We start from the raw sequence: 21,614 nt of genomic DNA on the forward strand, positions 1-21,614 counted from the left end.
GACGACATGAACAAGATGCTAAGGGCGATGGCGTGCACCATGGCGTGCGCATGGAGCATTCTGGCCATGGCGCAACAGCCCGCGGGTTATCCCTGGGACTACGCCAGCACCATCGCCAGTGCCCGGCACGAGGGCACGGTCGTGGTCTACGGCAACACCGACATGGCGGTGGCGCAGCACCTGGTGCAGGACTTCATGGCGCTGTACCCCGGTGTGCGGGTGGACTACCGCGACATCGAGTCGGCCGACATCTACCAGCGCTTCCTGCAGGAGGCCGCCGCCGGCACCCCGGTGGCCGATGTGCTGTGGAGCTCGGCCATGGACCTGCAGGTCAAGCTGGTCAACGACGGCCATGGCCGGCGCTACGTGTCGCCCGAGACGCCGTACCTGCCCAACTGGGCTGTCTGGAAGGCCGAGGCCTATGGCACGACCTTCGAGCCCATCGGCTTTGCCTACAACAAGCAGCACCTGAGCGAGGCCGAGGTGCCGCGCACGCATAGCGAGCTGGTGCGGCTGCTGACCGCGCCGGGCGGGCGCTTCCGATCGCGCGTGACCACCTACGACCTGGAAAGTTCGGGCCTGGGCTTCCTGTTCGCCACCCAGGACGCCAAGACCTCCACCATGTTCTGGGACGTGGCGCGCGCGCTGGGCCGCAACGACACGCGGCTGCAGACCAGCACCGGCGACATGCTGGAGAGCCTGGCCTCGGGCAGGACCGTGCTGGCCTACAACGTGCTCAGCTCCTACGCCAGTGGGCGTGCCCATCACGATGCGGCGGTGGGCTTCGCCTACCCGCGCGACTACACGCTGGTGGTTTCGCGCATCGCCTTCATCAACCGCCGCGCGCCGCACCCCAACGCCGCGCGCCTGTGGCTGGACTACCTGCTGTCGCAGCGCGGCCAGACCGTGATGGCCCAGCAGTCCGACCTGTTCGCGCTGCGCAGCGACGTGCAGGGCGGCCAGACCGCCGCCACGCTGGCGCGCACTGTCGGTCCCAGCCTGAAGCCGATCGCGATCGGCCCCAGCCTGATGGTCTACTTGGACCGCGCCAAGCGCGGGGATTTCCTGCAGGAATGGAAGCGGGCGCTCACGGCTGCGAGGGATTGAGCCGCCCCGGGGTGCATGCATGCGCGGCATGCTGCACCCACCTGCCTTTCATCCACCTTTCGCCCGACCCTAGGGCAAGCCCCAACACGATGGCGCCCGCTTCGAAAGGTATCCGAAAGCCGCTGTTTCCTACATTGGTCGCACCCCCACAGCGTCCATCCCCAAGGAGACAACGACATGCAGATCACCGGAATGTTGCACGGCGCCCGCCTGCTCGAATTCGCCGGCTTTCCCACCACCGAAGTCCTCGGCCCGGCGGCCAGTGAAGAGGAGATCAAGGCCATGCTGGACAAGCACGGCCTCATCTTCATCAAGCCCGTGTTCAAGGGCGGCATCGGCAAGAAGGGCAAGGCCGGCCTGCTGGGCCGCGCCACCAACCTGCAGGGCGCGCTGGCCGAGAAGGAGCGGCTGTACTTCGCCGAGCACCAGGTCGGCCATGTCAAGGCCAAGGCCAACGGCGTGACCTTCGAGGCTGGCGTGCCGGCCGAGCACGAGGTCTACTTCTCCATCAGCGACTCCACCCATTTCCGCGCGCCCACCATGACGCTCACGCACAAGGGCGGCATGGACATCGAGGAGCTGGACAAGAGCGAAGTGGCGATGGTGCCGTTCGACCCGCTGACCGGGCTGAAGGCCTTCGTCGTGGCCAACGCGCTGACCGAGATCGGCGCGCCCAAGGAGATCATCTCGCCGCTGGTGCAGCAACTGCCCAAGCTGTGGGAGCTGTTCCACAACTTCGGCATGACCACGCTGGAGCTGAACCCGATCCGCATGCGCGCCGACAAGAAGGGCCGGCTCACGCCCGTGGCCTGCGACTTCAAGTGCGGCTTCGACCGCGACGACCCGCGCTGGCTGCGCCTCAATTTGCCGCCGCACCTGTTCGCCGCCGACTACTCGCCGTTCGAGCAGGAGATCAACACCCTGCGCACGCACCAGGGCCAGAGCGACGTGTACGTCATCAACGGCCAGGGCACGGTGCTGGCGCCCACCTTCGGCGGCGGCGCCAATTCGCTGGTGACCGAGATGCTGGGCGACGCGGCCATCATCAGCTCGGACTTCGGCGGCAACCCGCCCTACGAGAAGATGAAGGAGGTGGCGCGCATCTGCTTCAAGCACTGGCTCAAGCAGTCCAACGTGCTGTTCATCATCGGCGGCAAGAGCAACAACACCGACATCTTCGAGACCCTGCGCGCCATGGCCGATGCGCTGCGCGAGCACTTCAGCGCGCACGGGCCCACGCCGCTCTACGTGGTGGTGGGCCGTGGCGGCCCGAACCTGGTGCGCGGCATGGGCGCGCTGCGCGACACCTGCGACGCGCTGGGCCTGCCGTACCGCCTGTTCGGCTTCGACTCGGACATGAGCGAGGTGATCCAGTTCGCCAAGAAGGTCGACCTGTGGATGCGCGATGGCGGCCGCGCACAGATCGCCGAACGCTTGGGGCTGGAAGCCCCCGCAACCAACGCCAACGCCTGAGGAGACACACACCATGCAAACCAACTTCCAACGCCACAGCGTGGGCGGCTTCAAGTACCACGTGGGCATCAGCTCGCTGACCCAGGTCGCCTCGCGCGACGACCGCGTCTGCGTGCTCAACATCCTGGGCGGCGAGTCCAAGGAGGTCACGCCCGTCAGCCACGTCTACTCGGGCGGCAACGTGGTCTGCGGCACCGCACCCGGCAAGGGTGGATCGGTGCTGGAGACGGCCATCGGCAACATCCCGGTCTACAACAACGTGCGCGACGCGCTGGCCGCGGGCCACCGCTTCAACTGCGGCGTGGTCTACCTGCCGCCCTCGGCCGCCCGTGACGGCGTGGCCGAGCTGATCCGCGTGAACCCCGATCTGCGCAAGGTCTTCATCATCACCGAGAAGATCTCGGTGCACGACGCGCGCGAGATCCGCGCCATGGGCCAGCAGAACGGCATCGACATCTTCGGTGCCAATGGGCTGGGCGTGGCCGACTCCTGGAACCAGGTGCGCATCGGCGGCGCGCTGGGCGGCGACAAGCCCGGCGATTCGCTGCGGCCCGGCTCGATCGCGATCTTCTCCAACTCCGGCGGCTTCTCCACCACCATTGCGCAATACCTGCGCATGGGCGGCTGGGGCACCACCACCGTCATCAGCAGCGGCAAGGACGTCTACATCCACTACGCCGCGCCCGAGTTCGCGTTCGCGCTGGCCAACGATGCGCGCAGCAAGGCGGCCGTGCTGTACTGCGAACCCGGTGGCTACTACGAGCACGACGCCACGTTCACCAAGCCGGTGGTGGCCTGCGTGGTCGGCCGCTGGAAGAGCAAGCTCACGCGCGCCGTGGGCCATGCCGGCGCCATGGCCGGCGGCCATGACGACGCGCAGGCCAAGGAGCGCTGGTTCATGCAGAAGTTCGGCGTCACCGAGCTGTTCACGCCCGAGAACCCGGTGTGCTCGGCCAAGGGCGCGGTGGTGACCAACATCGCCCACATCCCGGCCGCCCTCACGGCGGTGATGCGCGCCAACGCCACGCTGCCGGACTTCCCGGCCGAAGGCAACCTGGCGCTCAAGCCCTGGTTCGGCTCCGACGAGGGGCTGGACCTGCCCGAGACGCTGCGCCTGCCCGTGGTCGAGGCCCTGGCGCCCTACAACGAGCAGGTCGCGCTGCTGAACACGCAGATCGGCGGCGTGGTGCCGCGCCAGACCATGAAGGATGCGTCCGGTGCCTCGCAGATGGACGCCAAGACGCAGGTCAGCAGCCTGCACGGCACCAGCATGCTGAACGCCGCCACCTTGCCGCTGGAATCCAATGTGGCGCTGGCCTTGCTGCACGACGCCGGCGGCGACAACGACCGCAAGCTGATCGCACCGGCGATCGCGGCCTACATCAACCTGCACGGCCGGCCCGAGCTGGCCGCCGCGCAGGCCAGCCGCGAGGCGGGCAATGCGCCCAACGCGGTGCTGGCGGCAGCGGCAGCCATCGTCGGCCCCAAGCGCCAGCAGGCGGCGCGCGACGCGCTCAAGTTCATGATCGAGCGCTTCCATGCGGCCGGCCTGGGCAACGAGTACGGCGCCTCGCTGAGCGACAGCTTCGACATCGCTCTTGTGGATGCCGGCAGCCAGGCCGGGCTGACGACGGGCGCGCCCGATGCGCGTGCCCAGGCCCTGCTCGACGGCGTGGCCGCACGCGGTGGCCGCTCGGTCTTCCTGCGCTGGCTGCAGGCGCAGCCCGGCCACGCTACCGAGGCCGCCGTGCTGGCCGCCATCTCGGCCACGCTGGCCTGGGGGCCGTTGTCGCGCAAGCGCATCTCGCGCGCCACGGCCGAGAGCTTCCCGTGGTGGCTGCAGTTGTTCGGCACGCTCATCGGCGCGTCGGCCGACGCTTCGAAGCACGAGCCCACGCGCTTTGCCGGTATCGACCAACAGCGTCTGCTGGGCGAGCTGAGCCTGGGCGAGACGGCCTTCGCCGCGCTGCTGGGCCACGCACCCGGAGCCGACGACCTCTTCGCGTTCCAGACCCTGGTCGGCCTGCTGCTGACCAACGGGCCGGGCGCCATCTCGGCGCAGGGCGCCAAGGGCGCGGTGTCGGCCGACGGGCCGGAGCAGCCCGAGCGCGTGCAGCTGAACAAGGCGCTGATCGGCTTTCTCACGCACACCGGCTACGCGCACGGCGGCAACGGCTACGAGGGCATCGCCTACCTGGTCGAGCAGTTCAACGGCAGCGGCCTCAAGGACCCGAGCGCCAGGGACCACGGCATCGACCTCCAGGCCATCGCCGCCAAGGCCGTGGCGCAGTACGCGCAGTACAAGACGCAGAAGAAGACCCAGGGCAGCCTGGACATCGCCAAGCTGCCGGGCGTGAACCATCCGGTCTTCAAGGACAAGCCGGTCAACCACGACCCGCGCGAGGTCTTCATCGCCAAGCTGTTCGAAGAGCGCGGCGAGCGCAACGTGTTCCACGACTTCTACCGCGCGCTGGTGCAGGAGCTGCACACGGCCGGCGTGTCGCGCAACGTCTATTGCGTGAACATCGACGCGGTCATCGCTGCGCTGCTGCTCAAGATGCTGTGGAAGCCGCTGCAGGCCGGCGAGATCGGCGAGCGTGAGCTGGAGACGGCGGCGTTCACCATCTTCCTGTACCCGCGCATGCTGGGCTGCGCCGCCGAGGTGGACGACCACCTGAACCGCGGGCGCAACATGGACACGCGCACGGTGGCGTCCGTCTGCAAGTTCGTGGCCTGATGCACTGCGGGAACCACACACCATGCTGACCGCACTCGCCTACACCATGATCATCGTCTTCATGGCGCTGATCATGACCAAGCGGCTCTCCGCCATGATCGCGCTGATCCTGGTGCCCATCGTCTTCGGCCTGATCGGCGGTTTCGGCATGGGCCTGGGGCCGATGATGCTGGAGGGCATCAAGAAGCTCGCGCCCACCGGCGTGATGCTGATGTTCGCCATCCTGTACTTCGGCATCATGATCGACGCCGGCCTGTTCGACCCGGCCGTGCGCTGGATCCTGGCGCTGGTCGGCAACGACCCGTGCAAGATCGTCATGGGCACCTTCGTGCTGGCCACCTGCGTCTCGCTGGACGGCGACGGCTCCACCACCTACATGATCACCTGCGCGGCCATGCTGCCGCTGTACCAGAGGCTGGGCATCAGCCGGCTGGTGCTGGCCTGCGTGATCATGATGGCGGGCGGCAACATGAACATCCTGCCCTGGGGCGGCCCCACCGCCCGCGCGGCCAGCGCGCTGGGCGTGGATGTGGGCACGCTGTTCGTGCCGATGATCCTGCCGATGGTCATCACCGGCGCCTGGGGCCTGTTCGTGGCCTGGCTGCTGGGCCAGCGCGAGAAGCGCCGGCTGGGCCACATCGAGCTGCCGGTGGCCGCGCATCCGGCGGAAGGCCTGCCGCTGGTCGCCGACGCCACGACCGCGCGCCCGCACCTGATCTGGGTCAACCTCGGCCTGACCATCGGGCTCATGACGCTGCTGGTGATGGGCACCTTCCCGCTGCAGGTGCTGTTCATGGTGGCAGCCGCGATCGCGCTGATGATCAACTACCCGAACCTGGGCGAGCAGAAGGACCGGCTCGAAGCCCACGCGGCCAACATCGTGCCGGTGGTGGCGCTGATCTTCGCGGCCGGCATCTTCGTCGGCGTGCTGTCGGGCACCAAGATGGTCGACGCCATCGCCGCCAGCGTGATCGCCGGGCTGCCGAACTGGCTGGAGCCCTACCTGGCCGTGGTCACCGCGGTGCTCAGCGTGCCGTTCACGTTCTTCATCTCGAACGACGCGTTCTACTTCGGCATCCTGCCGATCCTGGCCAAGGCCGGCGCGGTGCACGGCTTCACGGCCGCCGAGATCGGCCGCGCCTCGCTGATCGGCCAGCAGGTGCATTTGCTGAGCCCGCTGGTCGCCTCCACCTACCTGCTGGTGGGGCTGGCCAAGGTCGAGTTCGGCGACCACCAGCGCTTCACGCTGCTGTGGGCCATGTCGGCTGCGGTGGTGATGCTGGCCGCCACGCTGCTGCTGGGCGTGATTCCGCTCGCACGCTGAGATGAAACCACCCCCGTTTGGACATCTCACTGCGTGTAGAAGTCCCATCCCCCCTCCAGGGGGCGCCGCGAGCGGCCGGGCAGAGCCCGTTCCGCCGCGTCCGCTGGCATGGGCTGCTCCGCGCCCGTTCGAGCAGCGGCTTGCGACCCTGTTTCATGCCCTGCGGGTGGCGCGCCAGCGCCGTGGAGAACTGAGATGACCATCTTGCACAAGCACATGCCGTTTCCGCCCGCCACGCGCCGGCGCCTGGTGCTGGGCCTGGCCGCGCTCGCCGCCAGCCGGCTGGCCGGCGCCCAGGATGCCGACGAGCTGCTGGAGTTCGCGCCGCGCGCCGCCCCGCCGCCCGGCTATGCGCCAGGCTACGCCGCCACCGTGCGCGCGGCCGAGGACGAAGGGCGGCTGGTCATCTACGCCACCACCGACCTGGCCGTGGCCCAGCCGCTGCTGGACGACTTCAAGGCGCTGTACCCGCGCATCAACATCGAGTACGAGGACCTCACCAGCACCGAGCTGCACCACCGCTTCATCGCCGAGACGCAGCTGCGCCGCGCGTCGGCCGACGTGGTGTGGAGCTCGTCCATGGACCTGCAGGCCAGCCTGGTGGCGCGCGGCGACGCGGCCACCTATGTCTCGCCCGAGCAGGGCGGCCTGCCGGCCTGGGCCAGGTGGAACGACCAGACCTGGGCCACCACCTTCGAGCCCGTGGCCATCGCCTACGACAAGGCGCAAATCACCGGGGCCCAGGTGCCGCGCACCCATGCCGACCTGGCCAAGCTGCTGCAGTCCGATGCCGCGCGCCTGCAAGGCAAGGTCATCACGTACGACATTGCCAAGTCCGGCCTGGGCTTCTTTTTGGCGACGCAGGACGTGGCCGTGGCGCCCACGTTCTGGGACGTCGCCGTCGGCCTGGGCAAGACCGGCGTGCGCTACGCCGCCACCTCCGGCGCCATGCTGCAGCAGCTCGGCACGGGCCGGGCGGCGATGGCCTACAACGTGCTGGGCTCCTACGCCGTGGCGGCGGCGCGCGCGAACGCGGGCATCGGCGTCGTGTTCCCCAGCGACTACACGCTGGTGATGTCGCGCCTGCTGCTCATCAGCCAGCGGGCCGCGCACCCGAACGCCGCGCGCCTGTGGGTGGACTACCTGCTGTCGCGCCGCGGCCAGGCGGTGATCGCCAACCAGTCCGGCCTGTACGCGGTGCGCGCCGACGTGAGCGGCACGGCCACGGCGGCGGGCCTCACGCAGACGCTGGGCACCAGCCTGCGCGCCATCACCGTGGGGCCGGCGCTGGCCGATCACCTGGACGAGCAGAAGTACCGCGACTTCATCCAGAAGTGGCGGCAGGCGCTGGGCAGGCGCTAAGGCTGAGTGCCCAGCAGAGCGCGCAGGCGGCGCACTTCGCGCTGCAGGTCGATGATCAGCGCGGCCGCGTCGATGCTGGCGTCGAGGTCGCGCTGCAGCCGCCGCGCCTCCAGCGCGCAGCGCAGCGCCTCGCCATGAAAGGCCCATTGCGCCTGCGGCAGGCCGGGCTCGGTGGGCGCGATCACGCCGGCGTCGACGAGTTGCACGACCCATTCGATGCGGTCGCCCGCCGCATGGGCCAGCTCGGCCACGCGCAGCGGATGGTCCTCGTCCACGGGCGTGCAGTGGGTGATGGTGACGGTGGTGTGGCGCATGCTCATGCTCGCTCTCCCATGCTGGCGCGCGGATCGAATGCCGTGCTGGCCTGGGCCAGCGCCTCGTAGGCGGCCCGCGCGGCGGCGGAGTCGGCCGGCGGCAGCGCGATCTCCAGTTCAAGGTACACGTGGCCCGGCTGTTTGCCAGGAAAGCCGCGCTCCTTCAGGCGCAGCTTGCGGCCGGCCCGGGAGCCGGCCGGCACGCCGACCTCGACCGCATCGCCGTTGGGCAGCGCCACGCGCACCTGCGCGCCGAGGGCCGCCTCGCTGGGCGTGACGGGCAGGCGCATGGTGATGTCGTGGCCTTGCACGCGCCAGCGCGCGTCGGGCACGATGCGCACCTCCAGGAACAGGTCGCCCGCCGGCTCGCCGCCGTGGCCCGGCAGGCCCTGGCCCGCCAGTCGGATCAGCTGGCCCGGCCGCACGCCGGGCGGGATGCGCACCTCCAGCGTGCGTTGCACAACCTTCGGCTCGCCCTGCGCGTCGATCTCCAGCGCCTGCAGCTGCAGCGTGTGGGTGCCGCCGCGCAGCGCGCCGGGCAGGTCGATGTCGATGGCGGCATGCTGGTCGTCGCCGCGCATGCGGGCGGTGCGCTGCTGCGTCTGGCGGCGCTGGGCGGCACCGAACAGCGAGGAGAAGAACTCGCTGAAGTCGGCGTCGTCGGCCGGCCCGCCAGGGCTGGCCGTGCCCCCGCCGCGGCGAAAGTCGAAGCCCTGGTCCCAGCCCGGCGGCGGTGAGAAGCCCTGCCCGGTCGCGCCGGGCTGCGGGCCGTTGGCCATTTGCTCGGCCAGCGCGTCGTAGGCGGCACGCTTGTCCTTGTCGCGCAGCACGTCGTAGGCCTCGTTGACCTCGCGCATGCGCGCTTCGGCGTCGGCCTCCTTGCTCACGTCGGGGTGGTACCTGCGGGCCAGTTTGCGGTAAGCCTTGCGCACCTCGTCTTCCGACGCGGCCTTGGCCACGCCCAATGCGCTGTAGTAGTCCTTGAAGTCCATGGCGCTCCGTCATGCAGATAGAATGGCGCCGAGCATCGGCCAAGAGTCTCCCGCTTGCAAGCGCCGGGCGGCGGCGCCAGGCGTCGGTGCCTGCCTACAGCCGGGCGCCGCCTCGGCCGGCTGTGCGCCGCCGGGCGGTGGACGACGCTTACTACCACACGCGTGCGCCATGACACGCCAGGAGTCCCCACGATGCATCCCCAAGAATCGGCCGCGCCATCCGCGGCCTGCCCCCTCTCGCTCACGCGGCGCGACCTGCTGGTCGCCTCCGCGGCCACGGCTGCCGCCGGCAGCACCGTGGCCGCTGAGCCCACGGCGCCGCGCCCTGCGGCTGGCGCCGCGCCTTTGCACAAGCTCACGCTCACCGTCAACCGACAGCCCTACACGGTGGAGCTGGACACGCGCACCACGCTGCTGGACCTGCTGCGTGAGCAGCTGCACCTGACCGGCAGCAAGAAGGGGTGCGACCACGGCCAGTGCGGCGCGTGCACTGTGATCGCCGACGGTCGGCGCATCAACGCCTGCCTGTCGCTGGCCGTCCTGCACGAGGGCAGCCAGATCACCACCATCGAAGGCCTGGGCACGCCGCGGCAGATGCACCCCATGCAGGCCGCCTTCGTCAAGCACGACGGCTACCAGTGCGGCTACTGCACACCGGGCCAGATCTGCTCGGCCGTAGCCGTGCTGGACGAGGTCAAAGCCGGCATTCCGAGCCATGTGAGCGCCGACCTGACCGCCAAGCCGCTGTTGTCGGCCGATGAGCTGCGCGAGCGCATGAGCGGCAACATCTGCCGCTGCGGCGCCTATTCCAACATCGTCGATGCGGTGACGGAAGTTGCAGGGAGGACGGCATGAAAGCTTTCACCTTCGAACGCGCCCGCACGCCGGCCGAGGCCGCCGCGGCCGTGGCCCGCACGCCGGGCGCCCGCTTCATCGCGGGCGGCACCAACCTCGTGGACTTGATGAAGCTGCAGATCGAGACGCCCGGCCACCTGGTCGACGTGAACGGCTTGGCGCTGGACAAGATCGAGCCCGCGCCCGGTGGCGGCCTGCGCATCGGCGCCCTGGTGCGCAACACCGACCTGGCCGCCGACATGCGCGTGCGGCGCGACTACGCCGTGCTGTCGCGCGCGCTGCTGTCCGGCGCCTCGGGCCAGTTGCGCAACAAGGCCACCACGGCGGGCAACCTGCTGCAGCGTACGCGCTGCCCCTACTTCTACGACACGGCCCAGGCCTGCAACAAGCGCAGCCCGGGCAGCGGCTGCTCGGCGCTCGATGGCGTGAACCGCCAGCACGCCATCTTGGGCACCAGCGACACCTGCATCGCCACGCACCCGAGCGACATGGCCGTCGCCATGCGCGTGCTGGACGCGCAAGTGGAAACGGTGCGCGGCGACGGGCAGGCCCGCACCATCCCGATCGCCGACTTCCACCGCCTGCCCGGCAACACGCCGCAGCGCGAAACCGCACTGGAGGCCGGTGAGCTGATCACCGCCGTGACGCTGCCGCCGCCCGTCGGCGGGCGCCACATGTACCGCAAGGTGCGTGACCGCGCCTCCTATGCGTTCGCGCTGGTCTCGGTCGCCGCCATCGTGCAGCCCGACGGCCGTGGCCGCCTGGCGCTGGGCGGCGTCGCCCACAAGCCCTGGCGCGTGGATGCCGCCGATGCCGCCCTGCCGCGCGGCGCCGCAGCCGCGGGCGAACAGCTGCTGGCCGGCGCCCGCACCACCGAACACAACGCCTTCAAACCGCCACTCGTGCAGCGCCTGTTGGCCGCCGTGCTGGCCGAAGCCAGGAGACCCGCATGAAATTCGACACCCCCGCCACCACCAACGCCATCGACCAGCTCAAGGTGGTCGGCAAGCCGCTGGACCGCATCGATGGGCCGTTCAAATGCACCGGCAGCGCACCGTATGCCTATGAGCGGCACGACGTGCTGCCGCAGGCCGCCTACGGCGTGGTGGTCGGCGCCGGCATCGCCAAGGGCCGCATCGCCTCCATGGACCTGGCCGCCGCACGCGCAGCGCCCGGCGTGCTGGCCGTCGTGACGGCGCGCAACGCCGGCAAGCTGGCCAAGGGCAAGATGAACACCGCCAAGCTGCTGGGCGGCCCGCAGATCGACCACTACCACCAGGCCATCGCGCTGGTCGTCGCCCAGACCTTCGAGCAGGCGCGCGCCGCGGCCGAACTGGTGCGCGTGCGCTACGAGAGCACGCCCGGCGCCTACGACCTGGCGGCCCTGAAGGACAGTGCCAAGACCGCCAAGCCCAACGAGAACACGGGCCCGACCGAGACCGCCGTGGGCGATTTCGCCGGCGCCTTCGACGCCGCGCCGGTGCAGCTGGACACCACCTACACCACGCCCGACCAATCGCACGCCATGATGGAGCCGCATGCAACGCTGGCCGCCTGGGACGGCGACAAGCTCACGGTGTGGACGTCGAACCAGATGATCGACTGGGGCGTCAGCGACCTGGCGCGCACGCTGGGCGTGCCCAAGAAGAACGTGCGGCTGATCTCGCCCTTCATCGGCGGCGGCTTCGGCGGCAAGCTGTTCGTGCGCGCCGATGCGCTGCTGGCGGCGCTGGGCGCGCGCGCGGCCAGGCGGCCGGTCAAGGTCGCGCTGCAGCGCCCGCTGATCTTCAACAACACCACGCACCGGCCGGCGACGATCCAGCGCATCCGCATCGGCGCCGGCAAGGACGGGCGCATCAGCGCCATCGCGCACGAAAGCTGGTCGGGCGATCTGCCGGGCGGCGGCCCCGAGGCGGCCGTGCTGCAGACGCGGCTGCTGTATGCCGGCGCGCACCGCATGACGGCGATGCGCCTGGCCGAGTTGGACCTGCCCGAAGGCAACGCCATGCGCGCCCCTGGCGAAGCACCGGGCCTGATGGCGCTGGAAGTGGCCATGGACGAGCTGGCCGAGCGGCTGGGCATGGACCCGGTGGCCTTGCGCATCCTGAACGACACGCAGGTCGACCCCGAGAAGCCCGCGCGCCCGTTCACGCAGCGCAGCCTGGTGCAGTGCCTGCGCCACGGCGCCGAGCGCTTCGGCTGGAACGCGCGCCAGGCCAGCCCCGGCACGCGGCGCGAGGGCCGCTGGCTGGTGGGCATGGGCGTGGCGGCGGCGTTCCGCAACAACATGCTGCAGGCCTCGGGCGCACGCGTGCGGCTGGACAGCCAGGGCCGCGTGACGGTGGAGACCGACATGACCGACATCGGCACGGGCACCTACACCATCCTCGCGCAGACCGCGGCCGAGACCATGGGCCTGCCGCTGGAGCGCATCACGGTGCGGCTGGGCGATTCGCTGATGCCCGTGTCCTGCGGTTCGGGCGGGCAGTGGGGCGCAGCCAACTCCACGGCCGGCGTGTACGCGGCCTGCATGGCGCTGCGCCGGCAGGTGGCGCAGAAGCTGGGCCTGGACCCGGCCGCGGCGCAGTTTGCCGATGGCCAGGTCACGGCCGGCGGGCGCACGGTGCCGCTGGCGCAGGCCGCAGGCGGCGGCGAGCTGGTGGCCGAGGACAAGATCGAGTACGACAAGGCGCTCTCCGAGAAAGCCCAGCAATCGACCTTCGGCGCGCACTTCGTCGAAGTGGGTGTGGACGTGGACAGCTGCGAGATCCGCGTGCGGCGCATGCTGGCCGTGTGCGCGGCGGGCCGCATCCTGAACCCCAAGTCGGCGCGCAGCCAGGTCATCGGCGCGATGACCATGGGCGTGGGCGCGGCGCTGATGGAAGACCTGGTGGTGGACAAGCGCCGCGGCTTCTTCGTCAACCACGACCTGGCCGGCTACGAGGTGCCGGTGCATGCCGACATCCCGCACCAGGAGGTGGTGTTCCTGGACGAAGTGGACGCGTCCTCCACGCCGCTGAAGGCCAAGGGCGTGGGCGAGCTGGGCATCTGCGGCGTGGGCGCGGCCGTGGCCAACGCCATCTACAACGCCACCGGCGTGCGCGTGCGCGACTACCCGATCACGCTGGACAAGCTGCTCGAACGCATGCCGACCGGCGCGTAATCCTTCAGTCGGCGTAGCCCGGGTTCACGCGGTCCAGCACCCGCATCATGGCCGCGAAGTACAGCGCCTCGCGCTCGGCGCGCGGGTGGCTGTCCTGCGGGTTCGGCTTGTCGACCTTGGCGACGAGATCGTCGGACAGCAGGGCCAGCGGCTGGCCGGTCGCCATGGCCAGCAACTGGGCCTTGCACACGCGCTCGAGCCGGTAGAGCCGGCGGTAGGCCTGGGCCACGCTGTCGCCCACGGCCACGACGCCATGGTTCTTCATGAACAGCATGTGCTTGTCGCCGATCACGCCGGCCAGGCGCTCGCCTTCGCTGAGACCTGCCGCCAGGCCGGTGTAGCCGTCGTCGTAGGCGATGTGCTGGGTCAGGAACGCCGAGGTCTGGCTGCAGGGCAGCAATCGGTTGTCCTGCAGCAGGTTCATCGCGAGCGCCCAGGTCTGATGCGTGTGCAGCACCACCTGGGCGCCCGTGATGCGGTGCAGCGGCGCGTGGATGCTCACCGCGCTGAGCTCGACGCTGCCCTGGCCCTGCAGCACTTCGCCGGCCTCGTTGAACACGATCATGTCGCTGGCCCGGGCCTCGGACCAGTGCAGGCCGAAGGGCAGCACCAGGAAGCGGTCGGTGGTGCCCGGCACCATCATCGTGAAGTGGTTGTCGATGCCTTCCTCCAGGCCGTCGTGCACCGCGAGGCGGTTGGCGGCGGCCAGATGCACGCGCGCCTGCCAGAGGGCGTCGTCGGTCTCGACGGCGTGCAGATGGGCATGGGTTCTCGGTGCTGTGGTGTTCATGGGGCCTCGTGGGGTGATGGCTGGCGTCAGGTGTCCGCGGGCATTTTCCGGCGTTGAGGCAAAAGAGCTGTCCCGCATGGAACTGCTGGTGCAACGCATGCACCAGCTCATTCGCTAAGCGGACCGGCCGTCCAGACGATCCAGGATCGCCAGCGCACGCTTCGGGTCGCCACCGGCCGCCATCGCGCGAAAGCGCGTCTCGGCGTCGAATGCGGCCAGGGCTTGCGCGCTCATCTCTTCCACCAGCTTGTTCACGCTGAGGCCACGACTGCGGGCCAGGGACTTCAAGCGCTCTGCTGTGTTGTCGGGCAGCCGAATGGTCAAGGTACTCATCACAAATCCTCCAAACATTGCGCGGGCGTTAGCACCCGCAAGTGTTTCCAGGCCAGTTCTCCACGTCGCACATCGCGCACGTTGTGCGTGACGATGGCCTGGGCATTGCCAGCCACGGCAAGCTCGATCAGATGGTTGTCACCCTCATCGGGCAGGTTCGGGCGCCAGCCGTAGTACACGGACACCCAGCGACCCGAGGCGGCAAGCGCCGCCAGAATGGCGCGCCGCTCGTGCGGGGTGGTCTCGTCAGTCCAGACCGGGCGGCCCAGCAAATCTTCGTACTCCAGCCAGAGCGCGTTACCGAACAACGCCGTGTAACGGCCCGACAACACGCGGCGCAGGATCTCCCGCGATGCACCGCCCTCCGACCGCAGCGCAGCCACCATGACGTTGGTGTCGAGAACAATCGTTCGCATCAGGCTGACAGCATATATGACAGCAAAATTCGACTCAAGCAGACAGGCGCGCCACAATCGCGGCTTTTCAGGAGGCCCATGAAACTCGTCCTGCAGCGCGTCCGCGAAGCCCGCGTCGAAGTGGACGGCGCCATCGTCGGCGCCATCGGCCAAGGGCTGCTGGCCCTGGTCTGTGCCGAACGCGGCGACACCGACGAGAAGTCCGACAAGCTGTTGGCCAAGCTGCTCAAGCTGCGCATCTTCAGCGACCCGGCCGGCAAGATGAACCTGAGCCTGCAGGACGTGGGCGGCGGTCTGCTGCTGGTGAGCCAGTTCACGTTGGCGGCCGACACCAGCAGCGGCAACCGGCCGGGCTTTTCCGGCGCGGCGGCGCCCGACGAGGGCCGGCGGCTCTACGACCACTTCGTGGCGCGCGCGCGCGAGGCCCACCCCATCGTGGCGACCGGCATCTTCGCGGCCGACATGCAGGTGCACCTGGTCAACGACGGGCCGGTCACGATTCCGATGAGTGCATAAATGAAGGAGCGAGACATGACGACAGCAACGGTAGGTGTGATCGGCCTGGGCGCGATGGGCGCGGGCATTGCGGCAACGCTGCGCACGCGCGGCCATGCGCTGCGCGTGTGCGACGCGCGGCCCGGCGTGGCGCAGGCTTTCGCCCAAGAGGGCGGCACGGCCTGTGCGCATCCGGCCGAAGTGGCCGAAGGCTGCGAGATCCTGGTCTCGGTGGTCGTCAATGCGCAGCAGACCGAGGCCGTGCTGTTCGGCGACCACGGCGCCGCCGCTGCGATGCGGCCGGGCAGCGTGTTCATCATGTGCTCGACGGTGGACCCGAACTGGTCCGTGCGGCTGGAAGCGCGGCTGGCCGAACGGGGCCTGCTGTACCTGGACGCCCCCATCTCCGGCGGCGCCGCCAAGGCCGCTAGCGGCCAGATGACCATGATGACGGCCGGCACGCCCGCCGCCTACGCCAAGGCCGGCGCGGTGCTGGACGACATGGCCGGCAAGGTCTACCGCCTGGGCGAGAAGGCCGGCGCGGGCAGCAAGGTGAAGATCATCAACCAACTGCTGGCCGGCGTGCACATCGCCGCCGCGGCCGAGGCCATGGCGCTGGGCCTGCGCGAGGGCGTGGACGCGGCTGCGCTCTACGAGGTCATCACGCACAGCGCCGGCAACAGCTGGATGTTCGAGAACCGCATGGCCCATGTGCTGGCGGGCGACTACACGCCGCTCTCGGCCGTGGACATCTTCGTCAAGGACCTGGGCTTGGTCCTGGACACGGCGCGCGCCAGCAAATTCCCGCTGCCGCTGGCGGCCACGGCGCACCAGATGTTCATGCAGGCGTCCACCGCGGGTTATGCGGCCGAGGACGACAGCGCGGTGATCAAGATCTTTCCGGGGATCGAGCTGCCCAAGGCCAAGGGCTGAAGCGGAAAAACCCGGCGATTTGGCAATGCGTCGCTGCCAGCGGCGCGATGGGGGAGGCCCGCGCTGGTCGGCTGCGCCACCATGACGCCGCCGCTGTACGCGTGGGGCGACTTCACCAAGATGCAGTACGAAGCCCTGCGCGCCAACGGGACGCCCTCACCCGAGCGCATGGTCGACATGGAGGCCCACATGCAGGAGGCCGCGGCCTCGCACGCGGCGTTGCCGCCAGGCTTTCGCGCGCACCTGGGCATGCTCAAGCTGGCCAGCGGCGACCCCGCGCAGGCCCGCGCGCTGTGGCAGGCCGAGAAGGCCGCCTTCCCCGAATCCGCCACCTACATCGACCAACTGCTCAAGCGGCTGGATGGGCCCGCACCACAGGACAAGCCGGTATGAAGCCGCACCGCATTTCCCTGGCCGCCGCCGCCACGCTCGGCCTGGCCCTGCTGACCGGCTGCGCCACGCAGAGGGCACCCTACGACTACACCGCGTTCCTGAAGGCCAGGCCCGCCACCTTGCTGGTGATGCCGCCCCTGAACGACTCGCCCAAAGTCACGGCCACGCCGAGCGTGTGGGCGCAGGCCACGGCGCCGCTGGCCGAGGCCGGCTACTACGTGCTGCCGGTCACGCTGGTGGACGAGACCTTCCGCCAGAACGGCGTGACCAGCGCGCACGACGCGCACGAAATCGCGCTGCCCAAGCTGCGCGAGGTCTTCGGCGCCGATGCGGCGGTCTTCATGAAGGTGCGGCAGTACGGCACCAGCTACCGCGTGATCGGCAGCGACACGCGCGTGACGCTGGACGCGCGCATCGTCGACCTGCGCAGCGGCGAGCAGCTGTGGCAGGGCAGCGCCACGGCCTCGTCGGCCGAGCAGCAACAGCAATCGGGCGGCGGCATCGTCGGCCTGCTCGTGATGGCGGTGGTCAAGCAGACCATCGAGTCGTCGACCGATGCCTCGTTCAACTACGCGGGCATTGCCAACCAGCGGCTGCTGGCCCCGCGCGTGGACGGCATCCTGCCCAGCCCCCGCTCGCCCAAGGCCGGCCAGATCCCGGCCCCCCAACGCTGATCAGCCCGGCGCGGCCCGCAGCCCTGCGGCCAGCAGGCCCGCCATCCAGTCGGCGAACACGCGCACGCGGGGCGTGAGGTGGCGCCGGTGCGGCACCACCACGTGCACCGGCATCGGCGCCGGCCGCGCCTGCGGCATGAGCATCACCAGTTCGCCGCGCGCCACAAGGTCGCGCACGTCGTACCACGGCAGTTGCACCAGGCCCAGCCCGGCGCGGGCCGCGGCGATGTAGGTCTCCACGTCGTGCACCGCCACGCGGCAGCGCACGGGCTGCTGGCGCGGCGTGCCGCTGGCGTCCACGAAATCCCAGGGCGTGCGCATGCCGGCGGCACTGCCGCGCTGCGCGCCGTAACCCACGGCCCAGTGCGGCGGCGCGGCGAGCTCGGCCACGGTCTGCGGAACGCCGTGTGTGGCCAGATAGGCGGGGCTTGCGCAGTTGACGAGCTCGAACGCGCCCAGCGGCCGCGCCACCAGGCTGCTGGGCGCGAGCTGGCCCACGCGTACGGCGCAGTCGATGCCCGCCTCGACCAGGTCCACCATGCGGTCGCTGGCGCCCAGGTCGATCTCCAGGCCTGGATGGCTCGCCAGCAGGCTGGGCAGGGCGGGCAGCACGATCTGGCGGCTGATGCGGCCGGGCAAATCCACGCGCAGCCGGCCGCGCACGGGCAGCGCGCGGGCCAGGGCGGCCGGCTGCGGCGTGGCGATGGCCTCGTAGTCGGCCAGCAACGCGCGTGCGCGCTTGAGCAGGCTGTCGCCGTCGGGCGTCAGGCTCACATGGCGGGTCGTGCGCGCCAGCAGGCGCTGGCCCAGCGTGGCCTCCAGTTGCGCGACGGCCGCCGACACCGTCGCGCGTGGCAAGCCCAGGTCGACCGCCGCACGGCTGAAGCCGGACAGCTCGGCCACACGCACGAAGACACGCAGTTGATCGAGACGGTCCATGCGGCGCTTTCTGATTGGTCGCGAAGTGTGGACAGTCTATCCAGCCGGCGACACCCAATCTGGCTTCGTATGCAACCTACCATGCGCGCCCCAAGTATTGATCTCAGGACCACTCCCCATGACATCCCGCACTCTCCAAGGCAAGGTCGCCGTCGTCTCCGGCGGCGGCAAGAACCTGGGCGCGCTGATCGCGCACCAGTTCGTCGACGCCGGTGCCCGCGCCATCGCCGTGCACTACAACAGCGTCTCGTCCAAGGCCGATGCCGAACAGACCGTCGCGGCCCTGGTCGCCAAGGGCGCGCAGGCATTTGCGTTCCAGGGGGACCTGTCGGTGGTCGACAACAACGTGCGCCTGTTCGACGAGACCAGCAAGCGCTATGGCCAGGTCGACATCGCCGTGAACACGGCCGGCGTGGTCATCAAGAAGCCCATCCTGGACGTGACGGAAGACGACTACGAGAAGAGCTTCGCCGCCAACTCCAAGGCCGCGTTCTTCTTCATCCAGCAGGCCGGCCGCACGCTGGCCGACGAGGGCAGCATCGTGACCATCGTCAGCTCGCTGCTGGCGGCCTACACCGACAGCTACGCCGTCTACCCCGGCAGCAAGGCGCCCGTGGAGCACTACACGCGCGCGGCTTCCAAGGAGTTCGGCGCACGTGGCATCAACGTGAACGCGATCGGCCCCGGCCCCATGGACACGCCGTTCTTCTACGGCCAGGAAAGCAAGGAATCGGCGGCCTACCACGCGTCGGCCGCAGCGCTGTCCAAATACTCGAAGAAGGGCCTGACCGACATCGAGGACATCGCGCCCATCGTGAAGTTCCTCTGCACCGAGGGCTGGTGGATCACGGGCCAGACCATCTTCGCCAACGGCGGCTACACCACGCGCTGAGCCGCCGGGGCGGGCGCGCGGCTACTCGCCGCGCATCACCAGCGCGAACAGCTCGTTGCGAAAGTGGATGCCCAGTCGCGTGAACGCGCGGTTGCGGTAGGTCTTCACGGTCGGCAGCGAGAGCTGCAGGTCGGCCGCGATGCCGTCCTGCGTCATGCCGCGCAACAGCCGCGTGCACACATCGAGCTCGCGCGCCGTGAGGTCGGCGCAGCGCTGCAGCAGCGTTGCGCGCAGCGCCGCCGGCGAGCGTTCCACGGCTGCGCTCCCGCCGCGCAGCGCCACATGCTTTTGCGCCAGCGCCAGCAGGGCCGGGGCCAGTTGCTCGAACCAGGCGATCTGCGCGTCCGTCAGCGCGCGCTGGTGCGCGTGGCGGTAGAAGTTCACCGCGAACAGGCTGTCGTCGTCGGCATGGCGCACGACCGACACGCGCTCGGCCATGCCGTGGGCGTCGTACACGCGCACGCGGTGTTCGCTGGGCACCTCCTGCGCGGTCACGTGGCACAGCTGCGTGCTGCTGCGCGCCGTGCCGGTGTCAAAGCGCAGCGTGCAGTCTTCCCGGTAGGGGCCGGCCAGGTAGGCACCCCAGCACGCGCGCGTGGTGTCCGGGATGCCGCTGCTGGCCGACATGAACAGCGTGGGTGCGCAGCGCGGGCCGACCTGGTAGACCGACCACGAGGCCGCCGGCAGCACCGGCTGCAGCTGCTCCAGCAGCTGCGACTCGAAGCCGTCCTCGCCCAGGCTGGCGATCATCCGGCCCATAACCTCGGCCGGCACGGCGGCGGCCTCGTGCCGCCATGCGGTGGGTGCCCATTTCCTCATGCTTGTCTCCCAGGGTTGCCCCGTCATCCTCTGGGATGACAGCGGCGCCGTCGGCGCGGATTTACGCTGCAGCGGCTTTTGACTCCGGAACCGATTGTCATGGACGACACCGCGATTGCCGCTCCCCATTTACGCTTCTTTGCCGACCTGTCGGTGCAGGTCGGCCAGCCCCAGCAGGTCGGCGCCACGCTGCGTGGCACGCGCCGCGTGATCCCCATCGTGGGCGGCCAGGTGCGCGGCGACGGCTGGTCGGCCCGCGTGCTGCCCGGCGGCGCCGACTTCCAGCTCATCGTGCACGCCGGCTACGCCGAGCTGGACGCGCGCTACGTGCTGGAGGCCGACGGCGGCGACCTGGTCTACGTGCAGAACCAGGCCGTGCGCCGCGGCGCGCCCGAGCTCATGGAGCGCATCGCGCGCGGCGAGCCGGTGGACCCGGCACAGATCTATTTCCGCTGCCAGCCGCGCTTCGAGACCGCATCGACGGCGCTCGCCTGGATCAACGAGCACCTGTTCGTGGGCAGCGGCGCGCGGCACCCGGACAAGGTCGTCATGCGCTTTTTTGCCCTGCTGTGAACCCCACCATCCCACGGAGACATCCCATGCCCATCACCCGCCGCCACGCCGCGCTGCTCGCCGCGCTGACCGCCCTGGCACCCCTGGCCGCGCAGGCCCAGACGCCCGGCTACCCCAACAAGCCGGTGCGCATCATCGTCGGCTTCCCGGCCGGCACCGGCCCCGACATCGTGGCGCGGCTGCTGGCGCAAAAGCTCTCCGAAGGCTGGGGCAACCTGGGCGTGATCGTGGACAACAAGCCCGGCGCGGCCGGGCTGATCGCGGCCAGCGAGGCTGCCCGCGCCGCGCCCGACGGCTACACGCTGATGCTGGGAGAGACCGGCCAGCTGGCCATCGCACCCAGCAGCTACAACAAGCTGCCCTACGACCCGGCCAAGGACTTCGTGCCGGTCTCGCAGGTCGTCACGGCCGACTTCATCCTGCTGGTCAACCCGCAAAAGGTGCCGGCGAAGAACGTCAAGGAGTTCGTGGACTGGACGCGCCAGCAGAAGGGCTTGTTCATGGCCACCTTCGGGGCCGGCACGCCGGGCCATTTCGGCGCCTACATGTTCGGCGACGCCATCGGCATCAAGCCCGAGCCGGTCCATTTCAAGAACACGGGCGACGCCATGAGCGGCATCTTCAGCGGCGACGTGTCCGGCGTGTTTGCCAGCGCCGGCCTGGCCGCGCCGAACGTGAAGTCGGGCAAGCTCGCCGCGCTCGCCAGCACCGGCGCGCAGCGCTCGGCGGCCCTGCCCGATGTGCCCACCTTCAAGGAGCAGGGCTACGCGAACCTGGAATTCAACTCGTGGTTCGGCATCGTTGCGCCGGGCAAGACGCCGCCCGAGATCGTGGCGAAGCTCAATGCCGACATCGTGCGCGCCATGCGCTCGCCCGACGGCCAGAAAAAGATGGAAGACGCGGGCTTCCGCGTGACCGGCACCAGCGCCCAGGAGTTCAGCAACATCATCGCGGCCGACACCAGGACCTGGGGCAAGGCCGTGGCCGCCACCGGCTTCAAGGCCGACTGACAACGACTGGAGGAGACACA

Annotated in this window: 22 protein-coding genes; 15 read left to right on the top strand and 7 right to left on the bottom strand. The window is 69.9% G+C overall.

Features of this window, described 5'->3' with window-relative positions; all coding sequences use genetic code 11:
* The first annotated feature begins 6 nt into the window (after window positions 1-6).
* From ASF43_RS19895 to ASF43_RS19915, 5 genes are all read left to right on the top strand, one after another.
* Window positions 7-1,107, top strand: a complete 1,101-nt coding sequence (locus ASF43_RS19895; protein WP_056184663.1) for an ABC transporter substrate-binding protein — start codon at window positions 7-9, stop codon at window positions 1,105-1,107.
* A 177-nt stretch (window positions 1,108-1,284) separates the two neighbouring features.
* Window positions 1,285-2,580: an ATP citrate lyase citrate-binding domain-containing protein gene (locus tag ASF43_RS19900; RefSeq protein ID WP_056184665.1), complete on the top strand. Its 1,296-nt coding sequence runs from the start codon at window positions 1,285-1,287 to the stop codon at window positions 2,578-2,580.
* A 13-nt stretch (window positions 2,581-2,593) separates the two neighbouring features.
* On the top strand, window positions 2,594-5,317 hold the full coding sequence (locus tag ASF43_RS19905; RefSeq protein ID WP_056184667.1) for a CoA-binding protein: 2,724 nt from the start codon (window positions 2,594-2,596) through the stop codon (window positions 5,315-5,317).
* 22 nt (window positions 5,318-5,339) lie between these two features.
* Window positions 5,340-6,641, top strand: a complete 1,302-nt coding sequence (locus ASF43_RS19910) for a CitMHS family transporter (RefSeq protein ID WP_056184669.1) — start codon at window positions 5,340-5,342, stop codon at window positions 6,639-6,641.
* A gap of 195 nt (window positions 6,642-6,836) precedes the next feature.
* Window positions 6,837-8,003: an ABC transporter substrate-binding protein gene (locus tag ASF43_RS19915; protein ID WP_235578315.1), complete on the top strand. Its 1,167-nt coding sequence runs from the start codon at window positions 6,837-6,839 to the stop codon at window positions 8,001-8,003.
* Here the strand turns inward: ASF43_RS19915 and ASF43_RS19920 are convergent.
* Both ASF43_RS19920 and ASF43_RS19925 read right to left on the bottom strand, forming a co-directional pair.
* A complete protein-coding gene (locus ASF43_RS19920) occupies window positions 8,000-8,323 on the bottom strand; it encodes a chaperone modulator CbpM (protein WP_235578316.1) in 324 nt (107 codons plus the stop codon). The two genes, ASF43_RS19915 and ASF43_RS19920, sit on opposite strands and share 4 nt — an antisense overlap.
* Window positions 8,320-9,309, bottom strand: a complete 990-nt coding sequence (locus tag ASF43_RS19925) for a DnaJ C-terminal domain-containing protein (protein WP_056184670.1) — start codon at window positions 9,307-9,309, stop codon at window positions 8,320-8,322. Before ASF43_RS19925 ends, ASF43_RS19920 begins: the two co-directional genes overlap by 4 nt.
* Before the next feature lie 192 nt (window positions 9,310-9,501).
* On the opposite strand from ASF43_RS19925, the gene paoA reads away from it, so the two are divergent.
* From paoA to paoC, 3 genes are read left to right on the top strand one after another with little or no spacing between them, the layout of a single operon-like run.
* Window positions 9,502-10,164 carry an aldehyde dehydrogenase iron-sulfur subunit PaoA gene (gene paoA, locus ASF43_RS19930; RefSeq protein ID WP_056184672.1) on the top strand — a complete coding sequence of 221 codons (663 nt, stop codon included), beginning with the start codon at window positions 9,502-9,504 and terminating at the stop codon, window positions 10,162-10,164.
* Entirely contained in the window at window positions 10,161-11,117 is a 957-nt protein-coding gene (locus ASF43_RS19935; RefSeq protein ID WP_056184674.1) for a xanthine dehydrogenase family protein subunit M, read from the top strand. Before paoA ends, ASF43_RS19935 begins: the two co-directional genes overlap by 4 nt.
* Window positions 11,114-13,327, top strand: coding sequence for an aldehyde oxidoreductase molybdenum-binding subunit PaoC (paoC, locus tag ASF43_RS19940; protein WP_056184676.1), 2,214 nt, complete (start codon window positions 11,114-11,116; stop codon window positions 13,325-13,327). Before ASF43_RS19935 ends, paoC begins: the two co-directional genes overlap by 4 nt.
* A 4-nt stretch (window positions 13,328-13,331) precedes the next feature.
* Here paoC and ASF43_RS19945 read toward each other — a convergent pair whose 3' ends face one another.
* The 3 genes from ASF43_RS19945 to ASF43_RS19955 form a co-directional block, all read right to left on the bottom strand.
* Window positions 13,332-14,117 (bottom strand): class II aldolase/adducin family protein, encoded by a 786-nt coding sequence (locus ASF43_RS19945; RefSeq protein WP_056184677.1) that lies wholly within the window; start codon window positions 14,115-14,117, stop codon window positions 13,332-13,334.
* Between the two features lie 114 nt (window positions 14,118-14,231).
* A complete protein-coding gene (locus ASF43_RS19950; protein ID WP_056184679.1) occupies window positions 14,232-14,450 on the bottom strand; it encodes a ribbon-helix-helix protein, CopG family in 219 nt (72 codons plus the stop codon).
* Window positions 14,450-14,866 carry a putative toxin-antitoxin system toxin component, PIN family gene (locus tag ASF43_RS19955; protein WP_056185656.1) on the bottom strand — a complete coding sequence of 139 codons (417 nt, stop codon included), beginning with the start codon at window positions 14,864-14,866 and terminating at the stop codon, window positions 14,450-14,452. Before ASF43_RS19955 ends, ASF43_RS19950 begins: the two co-directional genes overlap by 1 nt.
* Window positions 14,867-14,944: 78 nt before the next feature.
* On the opposite strand from ASF43_RS19955, the gene dtd reads away from it, so the two are divergent.
* The 4 genes from dtd to ASF43_RS19975 all read left to right on the top strand — a co-directional run bounded on the left by dtd (window position 14,945) and on the right by ASF43_RS19975 (window position 17,361).
* Window positions 14,945-15,382: a D-aminoacyl-tRNA deacylase gene (dtd, locus tag ASF43_RS19960; RefSeq protein WP_056184681.1), complete on the top strand. Its 438-nt coding sequence runs from the start codon at window positions 14,945-14,947 to the stop codon at window positions 15,380-15,382.
* 15 nt (window positions 15,383-15,397) lie between these two features.
* On the top strand, window positions 15,398-16,294 hold the full coding sequence (gene ltnD, locus ASF43_RS19965) for an L-threonate dehydrogenase (RefSeq protein ID WP_056185659.1): 897 nt from the start codon (window positions 15,398-15,400) through the stop codon (window positions 16,292-16,294).
* A gap of 81 nt (window positions 16,295-16,375) precedes the next feature.
* The gene (locus tag ASF43_RS19970; RefSeq protein WP_056184682.1) at window positions 16,376-16,687 is read left to right on the top strand and encodes a DUF4810 domain-containing protein; all 312 of its coding nucleotides are present in this window, start codon (window positions 16,376-16,378) and stop codon (window positions 16,685-16,687) included.
* Window positions 16,684-17,361 (top strand): DUF799 domain-containing protein, encoded by a 678-nt coding sequence (locus tag ASF43_RS19975; protein WP_056184684.1) that lies wholly within the window; start codon window positions 16,684-16,686, stop codon window positions 17,359-17,361. The genes ASF43_RS19970 and ASF43_RS19975 overlap by 4 nt, the downstream gene beginning before the upstream one ends.
* Here ASF43_RS19975 and ASF43_RS19980 read toward each other — a convergent pair whose 3' ends face one another.
* On the bottom strand, window positions 17,362-18,300 hold the full coding sequence (locus ASF43_RS19980) for a LysR family transcriptional regulator (protein ID WP_056184686.1): 939 nt from the start codon (window positions 18,298-18,300) through the stop codon (window positions 17,362-17,364). It lies immediately after the preceding gene.
* A 118-nt stretch (window positions 18,301-18,418) separates the two neighbouring features.
* On the opposite strand from ASF43_RS19980, the gene ASF43_RS19985 reads away from it, so the two are divergent.
* Window positions 18,419-19,192 (top strand): SDR family oxidoreductase, encoded by a 774-nt coding sequence (locus tag ASF43_RS19985; RefSeq protein ID WP_056184688.1) that lies wholly within the window; start codon window positions 18,419-18,421, stop codon window positions 19,190-19,192.
* A 21-nt stretch (window positions 19,193-19,213) separates the two neighbouring features.
* Here ASF43_RS19985 and ASF43_RS19990 read toward each other — a convergent pair whose 3' ends face one another.
* Complete coding sequence (locus ASF43_RS19990) at window positions 19,214-20,011, bottom strand: helix-turn-helix transcriptional regulator (protein ID WP_235578317.1); 798 nt, start codon at window positions 20,009-20,011, stop codon at window positions 19,214-19,216.
* Between the two features lie 99 nt (window positions 20,012-20,110).
* Here ASF43_RS19990 and ASF43_RS19995 point away from each other — a divergent pair, with 99 nt between their 5' ends.
* On the top strand, window positions 20,111-20,584 hold the full coding sequence (locus tag ASF43_RS19995; protein WP_056184690.1) for a DUF3237 domain-containing protein: 474 nt from the start codon (window positions 20,111-20,113) through the stop codon (window positions 20,582-20,584).
* Between the two features lie 26 nt (window positions 20,585-20,610).
* The gene (locus ASF43_RS20000; protein ID WP_056184692.1) at window positions 20,611-21,594 is read left to right on the top strand and encodes a tripartite tricarboxylate transporter substrate binding protein; all 984 of its coding nucleotides are present in this window, start codon (window positions 20,611-20,613) and stop codon (window positions 21,592-21,594) included.
* The last annotated feature ends 20 nt before the right edge of the window (window positions 21,595-21,614 follow it).

The sequence above is a fragment of the Pseudorhodoferax sp. Leaf267 genome (assembly GCF_001422405.1).
Classification (GTDB): Bacteria; Pseudomonadota; Gammaproteobacteria; order Burkholderiales; family Burkholderiaceae_C; genus Pseudorhodoferax.

Excerpts from the sequence above, each read along its gene's own strand:
- ASF43_RS19895 (WP_056184663.1), top strand. The coding sequence starts at position 7 with ATGAACAAGATGCTAAGGGCGATGGCGTGCACCATGGCGTGCGCATGG.
- ASF43_RS19900 (WP_056184665.1), top strand. The coding sequence starts at position 1,285 with ATGCAGATCACCGGAATGTTGCACGGCGCCCGCCTGCTCGAATTCGCC.
- ASF43_RS19905 (WP_056184667.1), top strand. The coding sequence starts at position 2,594 with ATGCAAACCAACTTCCAACGCCACAGCGTGGGCGGCTTCAAGTACCAC.
- ASF43_RS19910 (WP_056184669.1), top strand. The coding sequence starts at position 5,340 with ATGCTGACCGCACTCGCCTACACCATGATCATCGTCTTCATGGCGCTG.
- ASF43_RS19915 (WP_235578315.1), top strand. The coding sequence starts at position 6,837 with ATGACCATCTTGCACAAGCACATGCCGTTTCCGCCCGCCACGCGCCGG.
- ASF43_RS19920 (WP_235578316.1), bottom strand. The coding sequence starts at position 8,323 with ATGAGCATGCGCCACACCACCGTCACCATCACCCACTGCACGCCCGTG.
- ASF43_RS19925 (WP_056184670.1), bottom strand. The coding sequence starts at position 9,309 with ATGGACTTCAAGGACTACTACAGCGCATTGGGCGTGGCCAAGGCCGCG.
- paoA (WP_056184672.1), top strand. The coding sequence starts at position 9,502 with ATGCATCCCCAAGAATCGGCCGCGCCATCCGCGGCCTGCCCCCTCTCG.
- ASF43_RS19935 (WP_056184674.1), top strand. The coding sequence starts at position 10,161 with ATGAAAGCTTTCACCTTCGAACGCGCCCGCACGCCGGCCGAGGCCGCC.
- paoC (WP_056184676.1), top strand. The coding sequence starts at position 11,114 with ATGAAATTCGACACCCCCGCCACCACCAACGCCATCGACCAGCTCAAG.
- ASF43_RS19945 (WP_056184677.1), bottom strand. The coding sequence starts at position 14,117 with ATGAACACCACAGCACCGAGAACCCATGCCCATCTGCACGCCGTCGAG.
- ASF43_RS19950 (WP_056184679.1), bottom strand. The coding sequence starts at position 14,450 with ATGAGTACCTTGACCATTCGGCTGCCCGACAACACAGCAGAGCGCTTG.
- ASF43_RS19955 (WP_056185656.1), bottom strand. The coding sequence starts at position 14,866 with ATGCGAACGATTGTTCTCGACACCAACGTCATGGTGGCTGCGCTGCGG.
- dtd (WP_056184681.1), top strand. The coding sequence starts at position 14,945 with ATGAAACTCGTCCTGCAGCGCGTCCGCGAAGCCCGCGTCGAAGTGGAC.
- ltnD (WP_056185659.1), top strand. The coding sequence starts at position 15,398 with ATGACGACAGCAACGGTAGGTGTGATCGGCCTGGGCGCGATGGGCGCG.
- ASF43_RS19970 (WP_056184682.1), top strand. The coding sequence starts at position 16,376 with ATGACGCCGCCGCTGTACGCGTGGGGCGACTTCACCAAGATGCAGTAC.
- ASF43_RS19975 (WP_056184684.1), top strand. The coding sequence starts at position 16,684 with ATGAAGCCGCACCGCATTTCCCTGGCCGCCGCCGCCACGCTCGGCCTG.
- ASF43_RS19980 (WP_056184686.1), bottom strand. The coding sequence starts at position 18,300 with ATGGACCGTCTCGATCAACTGCGTGTCTTCGTGCGTGTGGCCGAGCTG.
- ASF43_RS19985 (WP_056184688.1), top strand. The coding sequence starts at position 18,419 with ATGACATCCCGCACTCTCCAAGGCAAGGTCGCCGTCGTCTCCGGCGGC.
- ASF43_RS19990 (WP_235578317.1), bottom strand. The coding sequence starts at position 20,011 with ATGAGGAAATGGGCACCCACCGCATGGCGGCACGAGGCCGCCGCCGTG.
- ASF43_RS19995 (WP_056184690.1), top strand. The coding sequence starts at position 20,111 with ATGGACGACACCGCGATTGCCGCTCCCCATTTACGCTTCTTTGCCGAC.
- ASF43_RS20000 (WP_056184692.1), top strand. The coding sequence starts at position 20,611 with ATGCCCATCACCCGCCGCCACGCCGCGCTGCTCGCCGCGCTGACCGCC.